At 41.7% G+C, this 23,204-nt stretch carries 17 protein-coding genes; 13 read left to right on the forward strand and 4 right to left on the reverse strand.

All coding sequences use genetic code 11. The features are described from left to right. Window positions 1-20: 20 nt before the first annotated feature. The 3 genes from BRLA_RS05015 to BRLA_RS05025 form a co-directional block, all read right to left on the reverse strand. On the reverse strand, window positions 21-1,079 hold the full coding sequence (locus BRLA_RS05015) for a FecCD family ABC transporter permease (protein ID WP_003335111.1): 1,059 nt from the start codon (window positions 1,077-1,079) through the stop codon (window positions 21-23). Further along, window positions 1,072-2,082: a FecCD family ABC transporter permease gene (locus tag BRLA_RS05020; protein WP_003335110.1), complete on the reverse strand. Its 1,011-nt coding sequence runs from the start codon at window positions 2,080-2,082 to the stop codon at window positions 1,072-1,074. Before BRLA_RS05020 ends, BRLA_RS05015 begins: the two co-directional genes overlap by 8 nt. Before the next feature lie 499 nt (window positions 2,083-2,581). After that, window positions 2,582-4,363, reverse strand: coding sequence for a flavocytochrome c (locus BRLA_RS05025; protein ID WP_003335109.1), 1,782 nt, complete (start codon window positions 4,361-4,363; stop codon window positions 2,582-2,584). Between the two features lie 359 nt (window positions 4,364-4,722). Between BRLA_RS05025 and BRLA_RS05030 the strand changes: the two genes are divergently transcribed. After that, on the forward strand, window positions 4,723-5,286 hold the full coding sequence (locus tag BRLA_RS05030; protein ID WP_003335107.1) for a DUF402 domain-containing protein: 564 nt from the start codon (window positions 4,723-4,725) through the stop codon (window positions 5,284-5,286). 18 nt (window positions 5,287-5,304) lie between these two features. On the opposite strand, the gene yunB is transcribed toward BRLA_RS05030, so the two are convergent. Beyond that, on the reverse strand, window positions 5,305-6,009 hold the full coding sequence (yunB, locus tag BRLA_RS05035) for a sporulation protein YunB (RefSeq protein ID WP_003335106.1): 705 nt from the start codon (window positions 6,007-6,009) through the stop codon (window positions 5,305-5,307). A 144-nt stretch (window positions 6,010-6,153) separates the two neighbouring features. Between yunB and BRLA_RS05040 the strand changes: the two genes are divergently transcribed. The 12 genes from BRLA_RS05040 to BRLA_RS05095 all read left to right on the forward strand — a co-directional run bounded on the left by BRLA_RS05040 (window position 6,154) and on the right by BRLA_RS05095 (window position 23,140). After that, entirely contained in the window at window positions 6,154-6,936 is a 783-nt protein-coding gene (locus BRLA_RS05040; RefSeq protein WP_003335105.1) for a Cof-type HAD-IIB family hydrolase, read from the forward strand. A gap of 268 nt (window positions 6,937-7,204) precedes the next feature. Further along, complete coding sequence (gene nirB, locus BRLA_RS05045; protein WP_003335104.1) at window positions 7,205-9,640, forward strand: nitrite reductase large subunit NirB; 2,436 nt, start codon at window positions 7,205-7,207, stop codon at window positions 9,638-9,640. Between the two features lie 48 nt (window positions 9,641-9,688). After that, the gene (gene nirD, locus BRLA_RS05050; protein ID WP_003335103.1) at window positions 9,689-10,015 is read left to right on the forward strand and encodes a nitrite reductase small subunit NirD; all 327 of its coding nucleotides are present in this window, start codon (window positions 9,689-9,691) and stop codon (window positions 10,013-10,015) included. A 362-nt stretch (window positions 10,016-10,377) separates the two neighbouring features. After that, window positions 10,378-12,642, forward strand: coding sequence for a formate C-acetyltransferase (gene pflB / locus BRLA_RS05055; RefSeq protein ID WP_003335102.1), 2,265 nt, complete (start codon window positions 10,378-10,380; stop codon window positions 12,640-12,642). 141 nt (window positions 12,643-12,783) lie between these two features. Continuing rightward, the gene (pflA, locus tag BRLA_RS05060; protein ID WP_003335101.1) at window positions 12,784-13,524 is read left to right on the forward strand and encodes a pyruvate formate-lyase-activating protein; all 741 of its coding nucleotides are present in this window, start codon (window positions 12,784-12,786) and stop codon (window positions 13,522-13,524) included. 484 nt (window positions 13,525-14,008) lie between these two features. Then, complete coding sequence (locus BRLA_RS05065; protein ID WP_003335099.1) at window positions 14,009-15,478, forward strand: PTS mannitol transporter subunit IIBC; 1,470 nt, start codon at window positions 14,009-14,011, stop codon at window positions 15,476-15,478. 34 nt (window positions 15,479-15,512) lie between these two features. Next, on the forward strand, window positions 15,513-17,681 hold the full coding sequence (locus BRLA_RS05070; RefSeq protein ID WP_003335098.1) for a BglG family transcription antiterminator: 2,169 nt from the start codon (window positions 15,513-15,515) through the stop codon (window positions 17,679-17,681). Continuing rightward, complete coding sequence (locus BRLA_RS05075; protein WP_003335097.1) at window positions 17,678-18,100, forward strand: PTS mannitol transporter subunit IIA; 423 nt, start codon at window positions 17,678-17,680, stop codon at window positions 18,098-18,100. The genes BRLA_RS05070 and BRLA_RS05075 overlap by 4 nt, the downstream gene beginning before the upstream one ends. Window position 18,101: 1 nt before the next feature. Then, window positions 18,102-19,250: a mannitol-1-phosphate 5-dehydrogenase gene (locus tag BRLA_RS05080; protein ID WP_003335095.1), complete on the forward strand. Its 1,149-nt coding sequence runs from the start codon at window positions 18,102-18,104 to the stop codon at window positions 19,248-19,250. A gap of 136 nt (window positions 19,251-19,386) precedes the next feature. After that, a complete protein-coding gene (locus tag BRLA_RS05085) occupies window positions 19,387-20,523 on the forward strand; it encodes a KamA family radical SAM protein (protein ID WP_003335094.1) in 1,137 nt (378 codons plus the stop codon). Then, window positions 20,520-21,884, forward strand: coding sequence for an ATP-grasp domain-containing protein (locus tag BRLA_RS05090; RefSeq protein ID WP_003335093.1), 1,365 nt, complete (start codon window positions 20,520-20,522; stop codon window positions 21,882-21,884). The genes BRLA_RS05085 and BRLA_RS05090 overlap by 4 nt, the downstream gene beginning before the upstream one ends. Before the next feature lie 11 nt (window positions 21,885-21,895). Next, window positions 21,896-23,140 carry an MFS transporter gene (locus tag BRLA_RS05095; RefSeq protein WP_003335092.1) on the forward strand — a complete coding sequence of 415 codons (1,245 nt, stop codon included), beginning with the start codon at window positions 21,896-21,898 and terminating at the stop codon, window positions 23,138-23,140. The last annotated feature ends 64 nt before the right edge of the window (window positions 23,141-23,204 follow it).

Below are 23,204 nucleotides of genomic sequence, written 5' to 3' on the forward strand. Positions count from 1 at the left end.
CCAGAATAAATTGTATATACTTACTTTTTTCCATGTCCGCGATAGAGTAGATAGAGAAAGAATGGTGCCCCAATGATTGCGGTAAAGACTCCAGCAGGTATATCGGCAGGAGAGAATAGCATTCTGCCTGCAAGATCAGCTAGCACCAAAATAATGGCACCTAATAGAGCAGAGGCTGGTATTAACACTCCATAAAGCGAACTGACTAAGCGCCGAGCAATATGAGGTGCAGTAAGTCCAATAAATGATATATTTCCGGCTAGACCTACAGCGGCCCCAGCGAGTGCTACACTGATAAGAATGAGCAAAAAACGGGTTATCTGCACAGGATTACCCAATCCGGTTGCGATTCCATCACCTAGCGTTAGCACGTTCAATCTACGAGCTAGTAGCCAAGCGAGTGGTACAAAAAAGATGATCCAGGGCAAAATAGCTATGACATGTTTCATGGATGTGCCGTAAATGGTACCAGTCAACCAGCCAAGAATCTGAGAAGCTAAATGTGCTGGGCCACTTATTAATAAAAAAGTGGTTAAAGCGGACATGGCCGTAGAAATTCCAATACCGATCAATACAAGTCGATAAGGCGAAACGCCACCTCTCCAAGCAAACGAATAGTTGATGAAGGCTGTTGCAAAGGCGCCGCCAATAGCAAGAAGCGGTAGCCAATGGATGCTAGCTTGTCCATTGCTAAATGTCATAAAGGCTACGGCTGCCACTGAGCCTCCTCCTGTCACACCTAATAAATCGGGTGAGGCGAGAGGGTTGCGGAAGACTCCTTGCGTAATAGCACCGGCCACGCCTAGAGCGGCACCAATCAAAATAGCCATTAATGTTCTTGGCATTCGCAATTCCAAAATGACGATTCGATTGGTTACATCTCCACCTACAAATGTGGCTAGGATATCTGGTATAGGAATTCGAGTCGTGCCAAAGGCAATGCTTAGTAGTGTGCAGACAATCAGTACCAAAAATAGGATAACTAATACAAGTAAATCACGAATAGAAAGCTGAGCGGAGAGGGCTGGTTTGTTACTCCGAATGGTTATAAATTTAGGCACAAGAGATGGTTTACTCATAGCTACTCCTTCTAGCGATATAAATAAGGAATGGGACGCCTAATAATGCTGTGGCTACGCCAACGGGAACCTCTTTTGGCATCAATAAGAATCGAGAGGCAGTATCGGCTGAAACCAATAAAATAGCCCCGATTAGTCCGCTAAATGGAATCAGCCATTTATGATCAACTCCAACAATATAGCGGCAGATATGAGGGACAATCAGTCCCACAAAAGCAATTGGACCAGCTAAGGAAACAGAGCCACCTGCTAATAAAATGACAACCAGAATGATGAGAAGCTTAGCAAAAGCAGTATGTAAGCCCAAGCCTTTTGCCATATCATCACCCATTGCCATTAAATTGAGCGCGTGAGACAGACACAGAGCAATAATCCAACCGATCACCATATAAGGTAAGACCGTGGTAAGATGCTCCATTTTTCGTCCAGTGACAGAGCCTACTAGCCAAAATAAGGCTTGATTTAACGATTCATTATTTATGAGCATAATTCCTGAGGTAAATGAGGAAGCAAATACTGAAACAGCCGCTCCTGCTAATGTTACTTTGATAGGTAAAAAACCATCCTTGCCCATCGTACCTAGAATCAGTACCAGAACGGCAGTCACACCAGCTCCAACAAAAGCGATCCAGACCATCTGTGTAAGGGTTAAATCCGAGTCAAAGAAAAATAGAGTGAGCACGATAAACAGTACTGCACCAGCATTAATACCGAATAAAGAAGGTGAGGCTAACGGATTTTTGGTTAGATTTTGCATTAAAACGCCAGCAATGGCTAGACTAGCCCCTACACTGGCTGCAATAAAAGCTGCGGGTAATCGAACATCTCTAAGAAGGAGATGTTCCTTTGAACCATCAAATTGGTATAGCATATCGAGCAACATGTGGAAGGTAAACATATGATAGCCGAACAAGATACTCATCAGCATAGAGACTAACAGCAACAAGATACCGGTCAATAATGCCCAGACTTTGGCTCGGCGGCTCTGTAATAAACAAGACATGACAGAGACCCCTCTCTAGAAAAATATTACATATTGGCATTTTGATTGTAAAAAAATCAGAATATAATGTCAATGAAAATCGTTATCAATTATATGCGGATAAACTTTTTTCTATGAGATAGCCGTCGAAGAATTGCTCATGAAGGCATTATTGTGTACGGGAGGTGGATATCATGATTTTTACTCGCAATGTAACAAGTGAGGCAGATGATGGATTTTTATTTCAGATATATGCTAGTACACGTGAGCAAGAGTAGCTGAATGGGGCTGGACAAAGCAACAGCAGGAAGAGTTTTTACAGATGCAATACACCTGTCAAAAGCGTTCTTATGAAAGTAATTATCCACACATGGGATGGAAAACCTCACAGAAATCAAGCATACAAGCATAAAGCTAATTCTGTAGAAAAGTTTCTACTAGAGGCTCATAAGGTATAAAAAAGCTACCGAAAATTCTCCGGTAGCTGTAGTTTCTCATGTTATTCGCGAATCAATCTGCATTATTTTTGTGCAGCCGCGTTCTGTCCGGCAATGCGACCAAACACGAAAATGTCTGCGATTGCGTTACCACCTAGACGGTTTTTCCCGTGAATCACGCCGGTTACTTCTCCTGCTGCGTAAAGACCAGCAATTGCTTTTCCATTGGTATCCAGTACGTGAGTCTCAGGGTCAATGACTAATCCCCCCATGGTATGGTGCACGGAAGGAACCGCTTTTTCAATATACCAAGGGCCTTGTGTCATTTCGATTAATTTTCCACGATGATGAAAATCTAGATCTTTACCATTCTTAGCAAATCCATTGACACGGTCAATTGTTTTTTGAAGCTCTGTTATTGGGATGTTAAAATGCTTTGCTGCCTCTTCCAACGTATCAGCTTTCACTAATAAGCCTTCTTTTACAAGCATGTCATATTCATCTTTATGCACGTCTACTGTTTTACCAATATCACCTACAGCTTGATTCCAGACCTGATAGGCATATTTACCCTCCTGAGCAAGAATCGCTTTCGAAATCACATCGCGGCGCTCTAATTCCTCTACAAAGCGTTTACCACTTTGGTTCACTAAAAGAGCTCCATCAAAACGCGTATCCGCTACCAGAGAAATAACACCTGTCTTAGGATTACAGATTGGGTATGTTTGAATACTCTCCATATTTGTGATAGCTGCCCCGATTTTTTCGCTCATCACGATACCGTCACCAGTTGTACCAGGAGTATCGGTAGACATGTAGCTTTCATCTAAAACTGGGTTGTATTTCTTACGCATTTCTACGTTGGAACCGAATCCACCAGTTGCAACAATAACACCCTTATTTGCGTTAAAGGTAATTTCTTGACCAGCAGCCGTTTTTGCTTTAACGCCAACGACACGGCCTTCGCTATTTTTCAATAACTCTTCCGCTTTTGTTTCCGTTTTTACAGGAATTTGCAGCTGATCCGCTTTTGCTTTTAGTTTTGTGACTACTTCTGCACCAGTGTGACCTTTAGGGATGAGGGCACGAGGCACAGAGTGACCGCCGAATTGGAATAGGTGATCTGGTAAAAACTCCACCTTTATTTCATCTCTCAGCCATTCTGCTGCGCTTGTTGCATTATCTGTCAACACACGCACCATAGCAGGATCCCCCACGTTATCTCCGCCTTTTAAGGTGTCTTGGTAGTGGGATTCCTTGCTATCTTTTATGCCTTTTTTTGCTTGTACCCAGTTGTTAGCAGCATTCATTTCTGCGCCGGAAATCAATGTGTTACCACCGATGGATGGCATTTTTTCCAGCAGGACTACAGAGGCCCCTGCTTTTTTCGCCTCCATAGCAGCCGCGAAGCCTGCACCACCTGCGCCAATGACGACTACATCGTAATTTTGAACAGCCTCCTCTTTGACTGTTGCCAATGTATCTGAACCTTTAGCAGTTAAGGTTAGTCCAGCTTTACCCACGGCGTCCTTTACAGCATTGATATAGCCTTGACTTGTAAGAGTAGAACCACTTATTGCATCTACCTCTGTGCTATTTTTTGCAATGATTTGGTCTCGCAATTTCTTGTATACGGGCTCGGATAATACTTCATTTTCTTTTTGTTCGAGGACTTTAATGTCTGAAAGCTCGTTGTTTGTTACTGTTACCTCAACCTTGATTGGGCCATGTTTACCATCAGCTTGACCGGTAGCTTTCACAGAATCACCTTTTGCAGGGGTGGTGCCTTGACCGCTACATCCAGCCATAGCTACTATGATTGCCATACTTAAGAAAAGCAGAAAAATCCTTGATAAACCCTTCAAGACGAAAACCTCCTTGGATATATGTATAGTAATGAGAAGGGAGAGTAGGAAAAAATCTAAAGCAGAAATGCATGATTGCAAGCATACTCGTGGTCGTTCACCATGATTGTAATAACCATTCATAAAAGCTTAAGTGAAAAAAATCACAAATTACGTATAGTGCCATCCCGTACATGTACGATGTACTTCTAAAGCGCTTTCATACCAAGTGTTTTAAGCATTGTGTTTAATCTGTGAAGTTATGTTGACGAAATTTTATGATGAAGAATTGTACCATAAGTCTTAAAATTCCAACTAAACTTCCATCTGTTACAATGAGAAGAGACGATGATGCTACAGATGATAAAGGAGACGTATTCATGAAACGGAAATATGCAGATGTGACAGGGTGGACAACAGTGATAGACAAGCACTTTATACCATTGGCCCAACGTGGAGAGTACTTTGACGGCAGCATTACTGGTCTCGTCCTCACAAAAATGGAGGAACCATACTGGGTAACGTGTAACGGACAAGACATTTGTATCGCGGATGATGGATACGTCTGGATACAATGCTTTCCTGCGGGGCGGCATTATGTTATGACTGCGATGATAGATCAGACTGGTAAGGTAGTCTACTTCTATTTTGATATCGTTCTTAGGCATGCTATAGGGGAAAATGGTGTTCCTTGGTATGATGATCTGTATCTAGATTTAGCGATGATGCCTTCTGGGAGTACTGAAGTTTTGGATGAGGATGAACTGGAGGAAGCGTTCCAAAACAACACGATTAGTGAGTGGGAGCGTGATTTGGCCGTAGTGGAAATGGAACGGTTGGTCACAGAGGTAGCAAATGATACATGTATCCTACCAAAGCTGGTGCTAACGCATGCTACAAAATGGCGAGATATCGTCCTGAAAGTAAAAGAATCCTCCCAATAAAGGAGGATTCCTTCTGTATTATTTAGCTGGTGGCTCGACCTGCATTCTAGGAACCTCTGGCTTGCCTAGCGGATTGTTGTACAGATAGTCTGGTACTTCTCCCACGACAAGAGAGTTGGTAATGGGAATGGAGGTTGTGACAATGGTTTGATCAGTTGCAAAAGGTATGATCACTTGTAAGCGAACTTCTACTTGCAGATAGATCGTTACCATAACCATGTTAATCCCAGCTTCGGATAGCTTAGGGTCAAGCCATGTTTTTGCAGAACCAACAGGGCTGAAGGTGATCGGTAATTTAGGCCCCGTATCGGACAAAAAGGAGCTTCCTGAGGCTAATCCAAGAGGTACGCGAGCTTCAATTTTTTCACTTTCAAACTCTTTTAATCTGTTTTTAATGCGTTGATTGGCTTCCCCCATGATTTTTGAATATCCTTGAAAATTAAAATTAATAGCCCGTATTTTATTATCGCTATCCTTCTCAATGTCTAGAACTTCGGCTGTATTCATATCAATTTGAGCGATCTTTTTGGTCACCGCGTCTGCGATGGCCTCTTTGGCAATTTGTTCAGATTTCTGCTTGGCGATCACTAATAAAGTAGGTTTAATTTTTTGCTCTAGAAAGACGATACTCTGGATGATGATTGCAAGAAAGACAATGAAGGCAATAAAAAAAATTTTCTTTTTTGACGTCCGAATGCGCCGGCGTCTCATGCGAATAGCCATCTAGATCACCCCATCTGTAGACTATATGTTACAAATAGGGAGAAACATGACAGCTTGCCAAGGGTTCATGCAAAGAACCTCACTTATGTAGTAGGAATATTTCGTTTATAATGAACAGTAAGTCAGAAAAAAGGAGAGAAGCGCATGCCCTATAAGGTTATCTTTTTTGATATGGATGGCACGTTGTTAAATGAGCAGAAGCAGATTCCAGAGGATACTCGAAAAGCACTCCGTCAGCTTCGGGATAGCGGGATTCATACGGTTATTGCTACAGGGCGTTCACCGTTTCATGTTCGAAAGCTCGCAGAGGATTTAGAAATTGAGACACTGGTGTGCTTTAATGGCGCTTATGTAGAGCACAAAGGGGAAGTGGTCTATTCTACTCCTATTGATGTTCATAGTATTGAGAAACTGTACCAGCTTGTGATGGCACGTAATCATGCACTTGTGTATTTGAGTGACGACTCCTTTTATGCGACACATGAGGGAAATGAGATGGTGAATCGTGCTGTTTCTTCTATTCTATTTGACCCACCCGGCATGGATGCAGAGGTATTCCGCAACAAGCCGATTTACCAATGCTGGCTTCATTGTGCTGAAGGGGAAGAAGGGGTCTACGAGCAAGACGATACGCTTCAAAACGTGCGCTTTTTCCGTTGGCATGATGTGTCCTTGGATGTGATGCCAAAGGATGGCTCTAAGGCAAAAGGCATTGAAGCCTTGCTACAGCACCTTACAGTAGATCGATCAGAAGCGATAGCCTTTGGTGATGGCAAGAATGACATTGAGATGATTCAATTTGTAGGAATGGGAGTAGCGATGGGGAATGCGCATCCTGACGTATTTCCACATGCAAACTACGTGACGAAGCACGTAGATGAGGGCGGTATTAGCCATGCTTTAAAGGAATTGAACATCTTGTTATAGAGGAAAGCCGACCGTCTTTATCTGGGACGATCGGCTTTATATAATTAGCTAGACAAATTGTCATTTTACCTGTGATTTTCCACACATCTGCTGGTCTTTTTCTATACTATACTCGGTCTGTACACAGATAAAAGAAGCAGTAAAATCCTTGGTATATCAGTGCTTTACATGAAGTAAAAATAGATTATGCAACGAATGTAGAATCACGTAGAGTTCTTTTTGTGCATTATTTCACAAACAATTATAGAAGATTTTGGGAGGATTGTCTATGAAGCAGCAACGTCTCGTATTAATTGGAAATGGTATGGCTGGCGTCAATGTTATTGAACAAATCTTAAAGCACAACAAAGAGATGTATCATATCACAATCATAGGAAACGAACCGCATCCCAACTACAATCGCATTATGCTTTCGTATGTGCTGGAAGGTAGTAAAACGATTGATGACATCGTGTTAAATGACCATAGCTGGTATAAAGATAATCAGATTGATCTACAAACAGGTACAGCAGTGACTCACATTGATACCGAAGCGAAAAAGGTGTACACGGATAATGGATCGGTATTTTCTTACGATAAAGCCATTATCGCTACTGGCTCTCAACCATTTGTTTTACCTATACCTGGTGTGGATAAACAAGGAGTAATTGGCTTTAGAGACATTCAGGATTGCAATCAGATGATGGAAGCTGCTAAGACCTGTAAAAAAGCTGCCGTGATTGGTGGCGGTCTGTTGGGCTTGGAAGCAGCTAAGGGCTTGGTTCATTTGGGAATGGAAGCAACGGTCGTGCATTTAGGCAATGTTTTGATGGAACGGCAACTGGATGACATAGCAGCAAACATGCTAAAAGAAGAACTAGAGCGTCAGGGAATCCGATTTGCAATGGAAAAACAAACGGTAGAGCTACTTGGGGATGAGCGTGTCACGGGACTGCGTTTTGCAGATGGAAGCGTATTGGAGGTCGATTTTGTTGTAATGGCAGTGGGAATCGTACCGAATACCAGCGTGGCCAAAGCAAGTAATATGGAGGTAGCACGAGGGATCGTTGTAAATGACCTGCTACAAACATCTGCACCAGATGTGTATGCGGTTGGGGAATGTACCCAGCATCGCGGACTTTGCTACGGTTTGGTAGCTCCTTTATTTGAACAGGGTGCTATATTAGCCAAGCATTTATGTGAAATAGAGACGAAGGGCTATGAAGGCTCCGTTGTATCTACTAAATTAAAAATTTCTGGAGTTGACGTATTTTCAGCGGGCGAATTTCAGGATCAAGCGGATATGACCATCGTACGTATGCAGGATGATTGGAAGAAAATCTATAAGAAGATTCTGATTCGAGACAACAAAATTGTCGGAGGAATCCTATTCGGCGATGTTAGTGAGTCTGCTCGCTTACAAAAGCTGGTCAACACCCAGACAGAAATGACGGACGAGGTGTACGCTTCCATAATGGGCGGCGGAGCTTGTTGTGGTGGAGGAAATCAAGCAGCTTTAGTAGCCGAGATGTCTGATGAAGAGATCATCTGCGGCTGTAACGGTGTCACAAAAGGCAGTATCGTGACAGCGATAAAGGAACAAGGCTGCTCAACGGTAGATGAAATAAAATCCTGCACAGGTGCAGCACGGTCCTGCGGGGGATGTAAGCCAATGGTGGAACAAGTGTTGCAGTATGTGCTGGGAGATCATTTTGATATCAATGCGAATAAACAGGGGATTTGTGGATGTACTACGTTAAGCCGTGATGAAATCGTAGCTCAGATACAAGAGATGGGTCTTACTACGATTAAAGAAGTAATGTATGTATTAGCATGGAAAAACCCAGAAGGCTGCTCAAAATGCCGTCCTGCATTGAACTATTACTTAGGGATGATTCATCCGACAACGTATCAGGACGAAAAAGCTTCTCGCTTTGTGAATGAACGTTTGAACGCTAACATTAATAAAGACGGTACCTATACGGTAGTACCACGTATGTACGGCGGAGTAACGACAGCGGAGGATTTGAAAAAGATTGCTGATGTTGCTGTGAAATATGATGTGAAAATGGTCAAAATGACAGGTGGACAGCGAATCGACCTAGTGGGTGTACAGAAGGAGGACTTACCAAAAGTCTGGGCAGAGCTTGATATGCCGTCTGGTTATGCTTATGCCAAAGCCTTGCGTACAGTGAAAACCTGCGTTGGTTCTCGTTTCTGTCGATTTGGGACTGTTGATTCGATTGGGATGGGTATTGCTTTGGAGAAAAAATTCGAGCGTCTCGATATGCCGGCTAAATTTAAAATGGCGGTAAACGGTTGTCCGCGTAACTGTGCCGAGTCCTGCACAAAGGATATCGGGATTGTCGGTAACGATGGCGGATGGGAAATCTATGTTGGCGGTAATGGCGGTATTAAAGCACGTGTCGCTGATTTATTGTGCAAAGTAAAAAACGATGAAGAATTAATTGAGATTTGCGGAGCAGTCATCCAATACTATCGTGAAACAGGCAAGTATTTAGAACGTACTTCTGAATGGGTCGAGCGAATGGGATTAGAAATGATCCATCAAAATGTGGTCGAGGATGTAGAGAACCGTCAGCAGCTATTTGCTCGTATCGAATTAGCTCTTGCCCAAGTCCAAGACCCGTGGCAAAAAGTATTACAGGATCAAGAAACCAGAACAAAGTTGTTTGAACCAATTAAGGTGGAAAGCCTGTCATAGTACAGAAATGATAATGGACCAATGTCATGAAAAAAGGGGGAAAACAGCATGGGAGATTTCACTAAAACAATAACGATTGGACGAGTGGAAGAGTTCCCTGTTCAACTCGGGAGAGTGGTACAGATCGGAGAGGAGCAAGTCTGCGTCTTTCGATTATCGGATGGGAGTATGTATGCGCTTGAGGATAAAAGTCCGTATCGAGGAGGACCTTTATCAGAAGGGATCGTTTCTGGCAAATATGTCTACGATCCTCTCTATGATTGGAAGATTTGCTTAGAAAGCGGTCAGGTTCAAGCGCCTGACACAGGCCAGGTCAAAACCTATCCATTACAGGTGATAGATAATATTGTTTCGATTAATATGGAGTGCAGGTGAAAATGAATGATACAGGTATAAAATCTGTATCATTTTTCTTTTTTTACGATCCGAAATGTGTTATATATCAACGGTTTTTGGTGTTAAAACAGTTTTATGAATGAAATGAAACAAATTTGTGAACCATATCACAAAATAGGTGCATATGTGATCTTTTTCACACACCGAGGCGCAATCTCTCTTGTATGATGAAACTGTAAAGAGCAATTGTTCAGAATCGAAACAAGCTCTTTTACGCATTAAATCCTTCAATAGCTTTTTTAATCATATAGATGGCCTTCGTTACAGGCAGAGACACCTCATGTAAAGAGTTGTGCTGCCGAGTACAGAACAACGAGCCAATACTTGAGGAGGTATGTAAGATGGCGATTCAAGAGAAAGACCTGCAAACATTTGAACACGCATGGAGAGGCTTTAAGCCAGGGAAATGGATGAAAACGATTGATACTCGTGACTTCATTGAAGAAAACATCACTCCTTACCATGGCGATGATAAATTTTTGGCTGGTGCTACCGCTGATACAAAAGCACTATGGGACATCATCTCTGACTTAACAAAAAAAGAACGTGAAAATGGTGGGGTTCTTGACGTAGATGTTAACACTCCTTCTACTATTACCTCCCATAAACCAGGTTATTTGGATAAGGATAAAGAAAAGGTTGTAGGCTTACAAACAGACGAACCATTCAAGCGCTCTCTTCAGCCTTTCGGTGGAATCCGCATGATGATTGATGCTTGCAAAGCGTACGGCTTTGAAGTGCCAGAATCAATCATTAAGTTGTTTACCGATATTCGCAAAACCCATAACCAAGGTGTATTCGATGCCTATACAGAAGAAATGAAAAAGGCTCGTCGTGCAGGTATTATCACAGGTCTTCCAGATGCTTACGGTCGCGGCCGCATCATTGGTGACTACCGTCGCGTAGCTTTATATGGTGTTGATCGCCTAATCGCTGAGAAAAAAGGCGACCTCCAACAATTAGAAGTAGATGCTTTAACAGAAGATGTTATTCGTTTACGGGAAGAAATCGCCGAACAAATTCGCTCCCTTCAAGAACTAAAATTGATGGCAAAAGAACATGGATTTGATATCTCTGTGCCTGCTAAGAACGCACATGAAGCATTCCAATGGCTATACTTTTCCTACCTAGCTGCAATTAAAGAACAAAATGGAGCCGCAATGAGCTTAGGACGTGTTTCCTCATTCTTAGATGCTTACATTGAGCGTGATCTTGCTGAGGGTACATTGTCAGAAGAAGCGGCACAGGAATTAGTTGATCATTTCGTCATGAAGCTGCGCATTGTTAAATTCTTGCGTACTCCTGATTACAATGAGTTATTCTCCGGCGACCCAACTTGGGTAACTGAATCCATCGCTGGGATGTCGTTAAGTGGTAAAACTCGCACAACGAAAAACTCTTTCCGTTTCTTGCATACACTCTATAATCTTGGTCCGGCTCCAGAGCCAAACTTGACTGTTCTTTGGTCTAAAGATCTTCCTGAGAACTTCAAAAAGTTCTGCTCAAAAGTATCCATTGAAACAAGCTCTATCCAATACGAAAACGACGATTTGATGCGTCCATACTTTGGTGACGATTATGGTATCGCCTGCTGCGTATCCGCTATGAGAATTGGTAAGCAAATGCAATTCTTTGGCGCACGTGCTAACCTTGCGAAAGCACTGCTTTATACAATTAATGGTGGTGTGGATGAGAAATCAGGCACACAGGTAGGACCTCAATTCGCTCCTATTACTTCCGAAGTGCTTGACTTTGATGAAGTCATGGCGAAGTTCGACAATGTTATGGAATGGCTCGCTAAGCTATACATGAATACACTAAACGTAATTCATTATATGCATGATAAATACTCTTATGAGCGTATTGAAATGGCATTGCACGATCGTGAAATCCTTCGCACGATGGCTTGCGGTATCGCTGGTTTATCCGTAGTAGCAGACTCCTTATCTGCTATCAAGTATGCGAAAGTAAAACCGATTCGTAATGAACAAGGTATTGCGGTCGATTTCGAAACAGAAGGCGAATATCCTCAATATGGTAATAACGATGATCGTGTTGACTCCATCGCAATTGATATCATGGAGCGCTTCATGAACAAAATTCGTAAGCATAAAGCCTACCGTAATGCGTTGCCAACAATGTCAGTACTCACAATCACCTCCAACGTAGTTTATGGTAAAAAGACAGGTACGACTCCAGATGGACGTCAAGCTGGCGAACCATTTGCACCGGGTGCGAACCCAATGCATGGACGCGATAAAAAAGGTGCTTTAGCATCCTTGTCTTCCGTAGCTAAACTTCCGTATGAGCATAGCTTGGATGGTATTTCTAATACATTCTCAATCGTGCCAAAAGCGTTGGGTAAAGACCTAGAATCTCGCGTTACTAATATGGTTGCGATGATGGACGGTTACATGACACCAGATGGTGGACATCACCTAAATGTAAACGTATTTGACCGTGAACAATTGCTGGATGCGATGGAACGCCCAGAAGAATATCCACAATTAACAATTCGTGTATCCGGTTATGCGGTTAACTTCATCAAATTGACTCGTGAACAGCAATTAGATGTTATCAACCGTACTTTCCATGGCAAAATCTAGGCTTACATGTATCCCGACTGTTTCCGAGGCAGCTAGCTGGCTGCTTCGGACAACAGCAAGGGAAGGAAAGTGACGGAGCATAACACACTAACTTAGAACAGCTTTCCTTCTCTTGCTGTTGTGTAGAAAGGATTGATCAACATGAAAGGTCGAATTCACTCCCTTGAAACATTTGGTACTGTAGACGGTCCAGGTATTCGATTTGTCTTATTTTTGCAAGGCTGTGCTTTAAAATGCAAATTTTGCCATAATGCAGATACATGGGATACAAGCGGTGGAACAGAGATGACGGTAGACGAGGTCTTGGCTGAAATTGAACCCTACCTGAATTACTATCGTAACTCTGGTGGTGGTCTGACAGTCACAGGTGGAGAGCCGACCTTACAAGCTCCTTTTGTAACGGAGGTTTTTACTGCTGTTAAAGAAAAATGGGGTCTTCACACTACGCTAGATTCTTCAGGCTTCTGTGACACAGCTAAGGCGGATAAATTACTGGAAGTGACCGATTTGGTCCTTCTTGATCTAAAACAGATGAATCGTGAAAAGCATATCTGGCTTACCAGCCAACCAAATGATCGGACATTAGCATTTGCCAAGTTTTTATCTGATCGCGGCAAAAAAATGTGGATTCGTCACGTGTTGATCCCAGGTATTACGGATTCGGCTAGTCATTTGCTTGAAATGGGGGAATTTATCGGCTCCCTCCAAGGTGTGGAAAAGGTAGAAATTCTACCTTACCATGAAATGGGTATATATAAATGGGAGGAGCTAGGCAAAGCGTATCCATTAAAAGGACAGCGCTCTCCCTCAGAGGAAGAAGTTAAACGTGCCTATGAATTAATTGAGAAAGGCAGAACCAATCAGCTTCAGGTCATTAAATAATAGATAATAGATAGTTGATAAAGCCAAACTCTCCACTTTGGATTCAGGAGGGTTTGGCTATTTTATTGTGACAAATAATCGGCATGCAATCTTTTTATTTCTCATTCCTTTTTACGATAGAAAGGAATGGAATTTGGATATAGATAAGAAATGGTTTGGCCTTTTTTATGGTCAAGCTTTTTTACTGTTGCTTGATTAGTCCAAATCACTTGAGTAGCTGCTTACATTGCTCCTAATCCTCTTCAGTCACATATTCGAAAAAGAGATTCATGCTTTCCTATCTACATAAAGTGCCAAATAAGGAGATTGGAAATGCCTTATAACAAAGCCTTTTTCCGCTATTAATTTAACTTTTGTCAACATTCTTCATGACGGAACTAGATTTTCATTTTATTGAATAAGAAACGAGACCATTCTAGTATTAAGTCATGAACAAGACATTATTGTTACTCATATGGAGCTTGTGTTTGAAAGGAGTATGATTATGAATCAGACATCTGTAGCAGCACAGCAGTCTCAAGATACAGGTCTACGAGTAAAGGTTCAAAAATTTGGACGTTTTCTAAGTGGGATGGTCATGCCAAATATCGGTGCCTTCATTGCTTGGGGACTGATCACTGCTCTGTTTATACCGACCGGCTGGATTCCTAATGAAGAATTGGGTAAAATGGTAGGCCCTATGATCACTTATCTTCTGCCGTTACTGATTGGCTACACGGGCGGTAAAATGATCTATGATGTACGCGGTGGCGTACTCGGTGCGATAGCTACAATGGGCATTATCGTTGGTGCAGAAATTCCGATGTTCCTTGGCGCGATGGTCATGGGTCCACTTGGCGGATACGCTATGAAAAAGGTGGACGGGTTATTTGAAGGGAAGATCAGGGCAGGTTTCGAGATGCTGGTGAACAACTTCTCAGCGGGGATTCTTGGAGCGATTTTGGCCATTATTGCCTACACAGGTGTAGGTCCTGTTGTTTCTGCTCTTACAAATGCTTTAGCGGCAGGCGTTCAAGCTATTGTTGATCTGGGGCTTTTACCGCTAGTTAGTATCTTCATTGAACCGGCAAAGGTTTTATTTTTAAATAATGCAATCAATCATGGAATCTTAGGCCCTATTGGATTAAAAGAAGCGGCAGAAACCGGTAAATCGATATTCTTCCTGCTTGAAGCAAACCCGGGTCCTGGATTTGGAATCCTGCTAGCTTATTGGCTGGTAGGGCGTGGTGCAGCAAAGCAATCCGCTCCGGGTGCAGCAATTATTCACTTCCTAGGCGGGATTCACGAAATTTATTTCCCTTATATTTTGATGAAGCCAAAGCTAATTCTAGCAGCAATTGGCGGTGGCATCAGTGGGGTATTTGTTTTCAAATTGTTAGGTGCCGGTTTAGTAGCGACTGCATCTCCGGGTAGTATCTTTGCGATAGCTGCTATGGCGCCAAAAGGTGGATTATTCCCGGTATTAGCCGGGGTAGTCATTAGTACGATCGTTTCTTTCCTACTTGCATCTGTATTCTTAAAAGCTTCGGCTGCATCAGATGAAGAGGATGGACTAGACAAAGCAACTGCACAAATGAAAGCAATGAAAAACAACAAAGAAGAAAGCGCTGTTGTAAGCGCTAACGTAAAAAATCAGGCAGACCAAGTTGCCACTAGCAATGCTTTACCTGCAAAGGAACAGGTGAAAAAAGTAATTTTTGCTTGTGATGCTGGAATGGGTTCAAGTGCTATGGGTGCTTCTATTTTACGCAAGAAGTTCCAAAAGGCAGGCATTGATGTAGAAGTAACAAATAAAGCAATAAATGATTTACCAAAGAATGTAGACATTGTTGTTACACATAAATCTTTGACCGAACGTGCTAAACAAACGGTACCCCAAGCGCATCATATCTCGGTAGATAATTTCCTAAGCAGTCCTAAATATGATGAGTTAACCACCTATCTAAGTAAGTAATCGATAGGAAATCCATGAGAAAGGCGGTGTACATGTGCAAATTTCAGCGAGACAACAACAGATGATCATGATACTACTACGGGAGAACAACGGGATTACGATTGCTAAAATTGCTGATGAAATCCATACGAGCACACGCACTGTACACCGTGAATTACCTGAGATAGAACCACTGATGGAGCAGTACGGACTTCACCTAATGAAACGGTCGGGGGTTGGCTTGATTCTCCAAGGAGCGGAACAAGATAAAGAGCGATTAGAACGAGCACTGGAGAGGGCTATACAGCATTCCTCCAAGCATGTATCTAATCCAGAGCAACATCAAGAGGCATTTCAAGTGACCCAAAGGGAGTTTAGCCCTGAGGAGCGACGCAGTATTATTTTGTGTACCCTGCTAGCGGCCAACGAACCCATCAAGCTATTTTTGCTGGCACATAATCTGAAGGTGGCGGTTCCTACTATTAGTCACGATTTAGATCAATTGGAAGAGTGGGTTAGAGGTTTGCAGTTACATTTGGTACGTCGCAGAGGATACGGCATTGAGTTGAAGGGGACGGAGGCAGCAAAGAGAAAAGCCATGATGTCCCTACTCTCCGAAAACTTAGATGAAACACAACTCATTGGATTATTAAAAGAGAATATCCAGCAAAAAACGGCTCAAAGGGTAAACAGTGCTTCCGAGCAGTTATTAGGTCTGATTCAACGAGACAGATTGATTGCTGTGGAAAATACACTACAGCGTGTACGGAAGGATTTGCCTTATCCATTAGCTGATAGCTCCTATATTGCTTTAGTAGTTCATTTGTCCCTCATGATTGAACGACTCATGAAAGGCGAGCATATCGAGATTGATCAGCATTACTTTGAAGATTTGAAAAGGCAAGCCGAATATAAAGTTGCTAAGCAAATCATTAATGAATTAGCAGGTACCTTTACCATTCCATTTCCTGAAGCAGAAATTGCTTACATCACCATGCATCTCCAAGGATCTAAGCTACGAATGAGTCAGCATGATCTATTAGAGATCAATAATGTAGAAGTAACCGCCGTAGCACAGAAGCTAATGGAGGGTGCCGGAAGAAGATTAGGGGTCAATTTTTATGAAGATCGCTCATTGTTATCAGGACTCTTAACTCATTTGGAGCCGGCAATGAATCGAATGAGGCGAGGCATGCACATTCGCAATCCGTTGCTCCATAAAATCAAACAAGATTATGAGCAAGTATTCAAAGTGATAGCGGAAACAGTCAAGGAAGCATTTCCCCCTGTACAGGTTCCAGAGGAGGAGATTGCTTATCTGGTTCTCCATTTTGGTTCCTCAATGGAGCGGTTAAAGAGAACACGTACCAAATACAGGGCACTAATCGTTTGTTCAAGCGGGATCGGATCTTCTCGTATGCTGGCAGACCGGATTGAAGCAGAAATTCCAGAAATAGAAGTTTTTAAACATGCTTCTATCTTTGAGGTACATCAAATTGATTTTACAAAGTATGACCTAATTATCTCAACGATTCCTGTCCCATTTGAGCAGAAGCCGTACATTACAGTAAGCCCGTTATTATCACGTGAAGAAATTGCTAGTATTCGGAATTTCCTCAGTCAGGTACCAATAGAACCTTTGAATGATGCTAAGCCTAGTCAACCGCAAACGATAGAAAAAATTCTGGATCATATGGAGGCAGGCGAATCCTACTTTAGGTATACGCTAACTATTTGCAAGGGCTGGTATGATGTCCAACTAAATAACCAGAGCCAGGATATTATCGAAACGCTGGAAACGATATGTGAACAATTAAAGAATCTTGGGATCATGCGTGACTATCGAAAGGTTGTTCGTAAATTACTAGAACGCGAGGAGAAAAGCGGTCTTGGTATACCAGGTACCACGCAGGTTCTCTATCATGTAAAAAGTGCGGAAATCGTACAACCCTCCTTTTCCATTGGATATTTACAAGAACCGATCATTCGCCGGTCGATGGATGGGGAAGAGATGAGTGTTACTAAATTACTAATTTTGGTGAGTCCACAAGAAATGCGGAGTGAAGGAACAGAAATTCTGAGTGAAATCAGCTCTTTATTAATTGAAGAAGAGACAATGAATGTAATAGAAAACAAGCAGCCTATCGAGATTAAAACCTACTTTATAGAAAAATTGAAACAGTTTTGTTTCAGAAAAGTTAAAGAGAGAGGAAATCACCTATGACAAACATCGTAATTGCTAGAAATCAAAAAGCGAACAACAAACAAGAAGCAATTGAGCTAGCAGGTAAACTATTAGTGCAAGCAGGTCATGTTGAAGCGGACTATATTACTAAAATGCAAGAGCGTGAAGAGCTGTTAACCACTTATCTTGGCAATGGTGTGGCAATTCCTCATGGTACGAATGAGGCAAAGACATTGATTAAAAGTACAGGAATTTCAATTGTACAGCTTCCAGATGGAGTAGATTTTGGGGAAGGGAATAAAGCGCGTTTATTGATCGGTATTGCAGGTGTAGGTGATGAGCATCTGGATATCTTGTCTGATTTAGCGATTGTGGTATCCGAGGAAGAAAATGTAGAGAAATTGGTTCATGCTACTACCGATGAAGAGATCATGGATATCATCAAGGGAGGTATGTAGGATGCGTGCCATTCACTTTGGAGCAGGTAACATTGGACGAGGCTTCATTGGACTGTTACTAGAACAGGCAGGGTTTGAGGTATGCTTTGTAGATGTTAATGAGGAGCTTGTTAAGGAAATAAACCAACGTAAATCTTATACCGTACAGATCGCTGAAGAAGAAACACAAGAATTCACGGTTCAACATGTAAGTGCCCTACATGGAGCAGACGAACAGGCAGTAGTTCAAGCCATTGCTACTGCCGATCTCGTCACGACAGCGGTTGGGCCTCATATTCTCCCATACATTTCTCAATCAATTGCCTGGGGCATGAAGGAACGCATGAATCAAATCAGCGAGCCACTTAACATCATTGCCTGTGAAAATGCGATCGGTGGAAGCACTTTACTTAAGCAATACGTGTATAGTCACTTACATGAATCAGAGCAGGCAAGAGCGGATCAACAATTTGGGTTTCCAGATTCTGCTGTAGACCGAATTGTTCCGATGCAAAAGAATGATGACCAGCTAATGGTGATGGTGGAAGCTTATTTCGAATGGGTCATCGATCAATCACAGGCAAAAGGTAAATTACCTGAATCTTCTGATATTATGTATGTAGATAATCTAGAACCCTATATTGAGCGGAAACTATACACGGTTAACACAGGACATGCTACAGCGGCTTATCTTGGCTATTTAAAAGGTTATTCCTATATAGAAGAAGCGATGAAAGATCCACAGATTCGCCAATTAACAGAAGAAACATTGCAAGAAACGGGTAACGTGTTGCAGAAAAAATATGGTTTTCAGGCAACAGAGCATGCTGCCTATATTAGTAAAATCCTTCGTCGCTTCGAAAATAAACACCTACAAGATGAAGTGACACGTATTGCGCGTTCGCCAATTCGTAAGTTGGGCTGTAACGATCGTTTTATTAATCCAGCTCGTCAAGCATTGTTTTATCAAATGGAGCCCAAGGCACTTTGCTTGGGAATAGCAGCGGCTCTTTCGTTTGACTACAAACAAGATTCAGAAGCAGTCGAGCTGCAAAATAGTATTAGACAGCAAGGCTTGAAGGAAACGATCATGAAATATTGTGAGTTGCCAGAAGAGAGTCCGTTGATAGAATGGATTTTGGAAAAACATGAGATACTTCAAAAATCATAATAAATTTTTCTAGAAGGATCGGGAATTCCCCGATCTTTTTTCTTATGAACGAGCAAGAAACCTATTATTGACAAAAATGTAAATTAAATATAAGGTTTAAATGGAAAAATCAAATTATATTAAGGGAGGTAACAAAATGTCAAGAATGACGGAAACAATCGTTTCTGAAAGAGCAAGAGAGATGCAGAAGCAGGTAATGCAAAAATTCCGTTCCAAAATTAGTCCTTCTCTAGCAAAGATTGTGAAGCAATCTCAGGGTGTAGCCAAGCAATTTGTACCAAGTCCCTATGAAGCATTAGAATATGGCACAGAAAAGCCTTTTGAAGAGGGTAAAAATAATAAAGGAATATACGGACTTGAAAGAATATACGAGGATCGAGCAGTATTAACTCCCTATTTTGAATGTTCTGCCTATTGTAGATACTGTTTTAAGAAAACCCGTACGTTAGCGGGAGAAGCCAAGCGGATGTCAGATGAAAATATTGCAGATGCGATCAACTATATAAGCAATGATGATCGGATTAAAACGGTATTAATTACCGGCGGAGACCCGTTTCTCGATGTAACATTACTGCATAAGGTTCTACAGCAAATCAAGGAAATTGATCATGTACGAAACATTCGGGTAGGCACCAGAAATATTCTATTTGCTCCCGAAAACATCACGGATGAAACAGCAGAGATGTTATCAGAATTTAATGAAATTAACTATGAAAATCCACGTTTATCCAGGAACCTTTCCATTGGCTTATCTCTAAATCACCCAGATGAACTTACCCCAGAAGTTATTCGCGCTGCGCAAAAGATCATTTCCCGAGGTATTACGATAAGAGGACAAATCGTTTTGATGAAAGATATTAATGATAATACCAAAACGATGCGAGAATTAATAGAGCTGTTTCTCTGTAATGGGATTGTGCCTTATTATCTGTTCCACTGTATGGCTGTAGTCGGCGCTAAGCATTTCCGTACATCAGTCCAAAAGGGAATTGATATTATACGTGAACTATCCGCTTTCTCTGGAAGCATTGCTCCGCATTATGTTTATGTAACCCCTATTGGAAAGCATAGAGTCGGTACGAATTCTCAGCTCGATTATGTAGAGATTGATGGTCAACGGTATATTCGTTCCACTACACCATATAAAGCGGCTGATTTCTTACATTTCTCTGATAACACGATGCTACCACCTCTTCATGAAATAAATGAAAACGGATACATTGTGTCTCATTATCTTGACGGGGATGATAATCCAATGGAGGCATTGATATGAAAGAATTAATCGTATTTATTGAAAATCTCTCGGTAGTTCCTACCATTAATCGCGCTGTTCATGTTACGAAAATGGGATACCAGTGTGCAATCATTACTCGCCCTCTCACAGAGCATGAAAGAACGAAAATCGCTCAATTAGAAGCAGAAAACGACATTCCTGCTTTATTTGCCGAAATAATGGAGACTACTGATTTTGGCTATGAGGAATTAGAAAAAAAGATGTGCATGCTTGAGGAAACATATAAAATTTCTGCTGTACTTAGTATTCTTGGGTTATTTTCAAGCGCTGGTTTATTAGGGGCTGATGTCGCTAAGATAGCAGAAAAAAGAGGATTACCATCTCAGGACTCAGATGCGTTGTATCGTACAAATAACAAATACCTTATGCGTGACGCACTAAGACATGCGGGAGTGCTAACGGTTGATTATGGACTAGCTGTCGATGTAGATTCAGCAGTCGCCCATGCGGAACGGATTGGCTATCCGGTGATTTTAAAGCCGATTAACGGAGTTGCTTCGCATTTAATTCTCAAATCCCACAATCAACAAGAGGTAAGGGATAATTTTACATACGCCCTGCAAAAGCTACCTGACTGTAATTATTCCAATCTTTATGCATCCTGTCACACCTATGCGACGAAGGATGGGAAGCTTATTGATTTTAATCCGATGGGTTGCATGCTAGTGGAAAAATATATGAATGGTCGGGAAGCTAGTGTAGAGATGGTGATCACAGAGAAGGAAATCATTCCTCTACTTGTGCATGATAAGCTAAAAGTCACAGAAGAAAAGCAGGTGTTCTATGAGCATCTTCTGGTCGTTCCCCCTCTTCGCTTTACGGAGAAGGAAATTGAGGAGCTCAAGAATTATGCAGTGGAAGCCGTTCGCGCTGTTGGCTTAAAGAATTCGTTGTCCCATGTTGAATTACGCTATGACGAAAAATTAGGCCCACAGGTATTAGAAATCAATCCACGTATAGGTGGTATGTGTGTTAAGGATAGCTTAGAAACAATGCTTGGATTTGATTCTGTAAAAGCCCAATTGGGAATTGTTTTAGGAACCTTTGAATTACCGACTCTACCAAACCAAGAACAAACTCCTCATGCCATGTTTACTTTATATCCAAAGGAGAGCGGGATTCTTCGAGCGGTAAACGGACTAGAGGAGCTTGAAAAAATTCCTGGGGTATTAAGAGTAACACAAGTCTATCCAATAGGAGCAGAGATAAGAGGGGACGAGGAAGAAGTATTTCTCGTTATGTGCTGGATGCGTGGAGAAAGCTATGAACATATTGAACAAGTCTATGAAAAGGCGTGCGAGCTAGTCACATTTGAAATCGAGAAATTGGTTAAGGTGTAGGAGGAAAGAACATGACAACAACAATTCCAGCAGGACAGAATAATAAAATGCGGTACATTTACCAGTTGATTGCTGGAAGAACCATTTCAGATATAGGCAGTTATTTAGATATGATTGCGCTAAATCTGTATGTGTACCTATTAACGGGCAGTGCTGTTTACATGGGATTATTTATGGCTGTTCGTTTATTGGGAAGCTTTTTAGCAGGTTTTTATTCTGGTATGCTAGCAGATAAATTTAACCGTAAAAAGCTAATGATTATTAGTGACGTTGCAAGGTTTTGTCTTCTCTTTTCTCTATTTATTACACCACAGGAATATCATTTTTATATGCTGTATTTTGTGATCTTTGGTATGGGAATGTTTAGCTCGATGTTTAACGTATCCATGCAATCCAGTATTCCTATGCTTGTGTCACCAGAAAATAGAGTAAGAGCCAATGCTTTATTACAGTCGTGGCAAGCCATTGCCATGGTTGTCGGGATGCTATCAAGTGGGATTCTCATTAATCTGTTAAGCTATCAAAATATTTTCTTGCTTGACTCCCTGACTTATTTGCTTTCGGCTGTGAACCTAATTAGCCTCCCCATTAAAACGAATGAAACACGAACTCAATCAGATCAAAAGGCTTCGTTTTTTTCAGAGTTTTCGTTTATTTATCGGTATTTACGTGTAATTCCTGTTTTATTATCTTTAATGACGATTCGATTATTTGATACGTTTGGTTCCGCAGCGCATAATGTAGGGATACCGATTTATTCGTCTATGATTAAGCCGGACAATCCCTCTATGATTATGGGCTTTATATGGGGAATCTGGGCAATTGGGAATCTTGTCGGTTCTCGTTTTATGAGTAAGCATTCTAAAAATGCTAAGGAAGTATTTACCGAAAAAGCATTTGGCATCTCGACGATTTTAATGTCGTTCTTCTTTATTTTACTGTTTGCGTTCTCTACAACGTATCTTCTGCTTATCTGTGCTTTCCTAGCGGGAGTATCTGATGGTATATCGGCCATTTGCTATAACTCACGCCTACAGCAGGTATCAGATGATAAGCGCGGTCGTGTTTTTGGAGTATCCTCCACCTTGCAAACAATTGGATTTGCGTTTGGAATGCTAATTTGTTCCCCTTTATTTGAAATCATGCTGCCGATATGGGTAGTAGGTATCCTACATGGTGTACCTATGGTCATGGCGCTGATATTCACGATCTATTTCTATCGGAAATGGAAAGCACCAACTGAACTCACTTCATAAGAAAAGAAGAGATCAGCTTGGCACCGCCAAATGTAGCGGTGCCTTTTGCATCGAGGTGTCAGGT

It is taken from the genome of Brevibacillus laterosporus LMG 15441 (assembly GCF_000219535.2).
GTDB classification, from domain to species: domain Bacteria; phylum Bacillota; class Bacilli; order Brevibacillales; family Brevibacillaceae; genus Brevibacillus_B; species Brevibacillus_B halotolerans.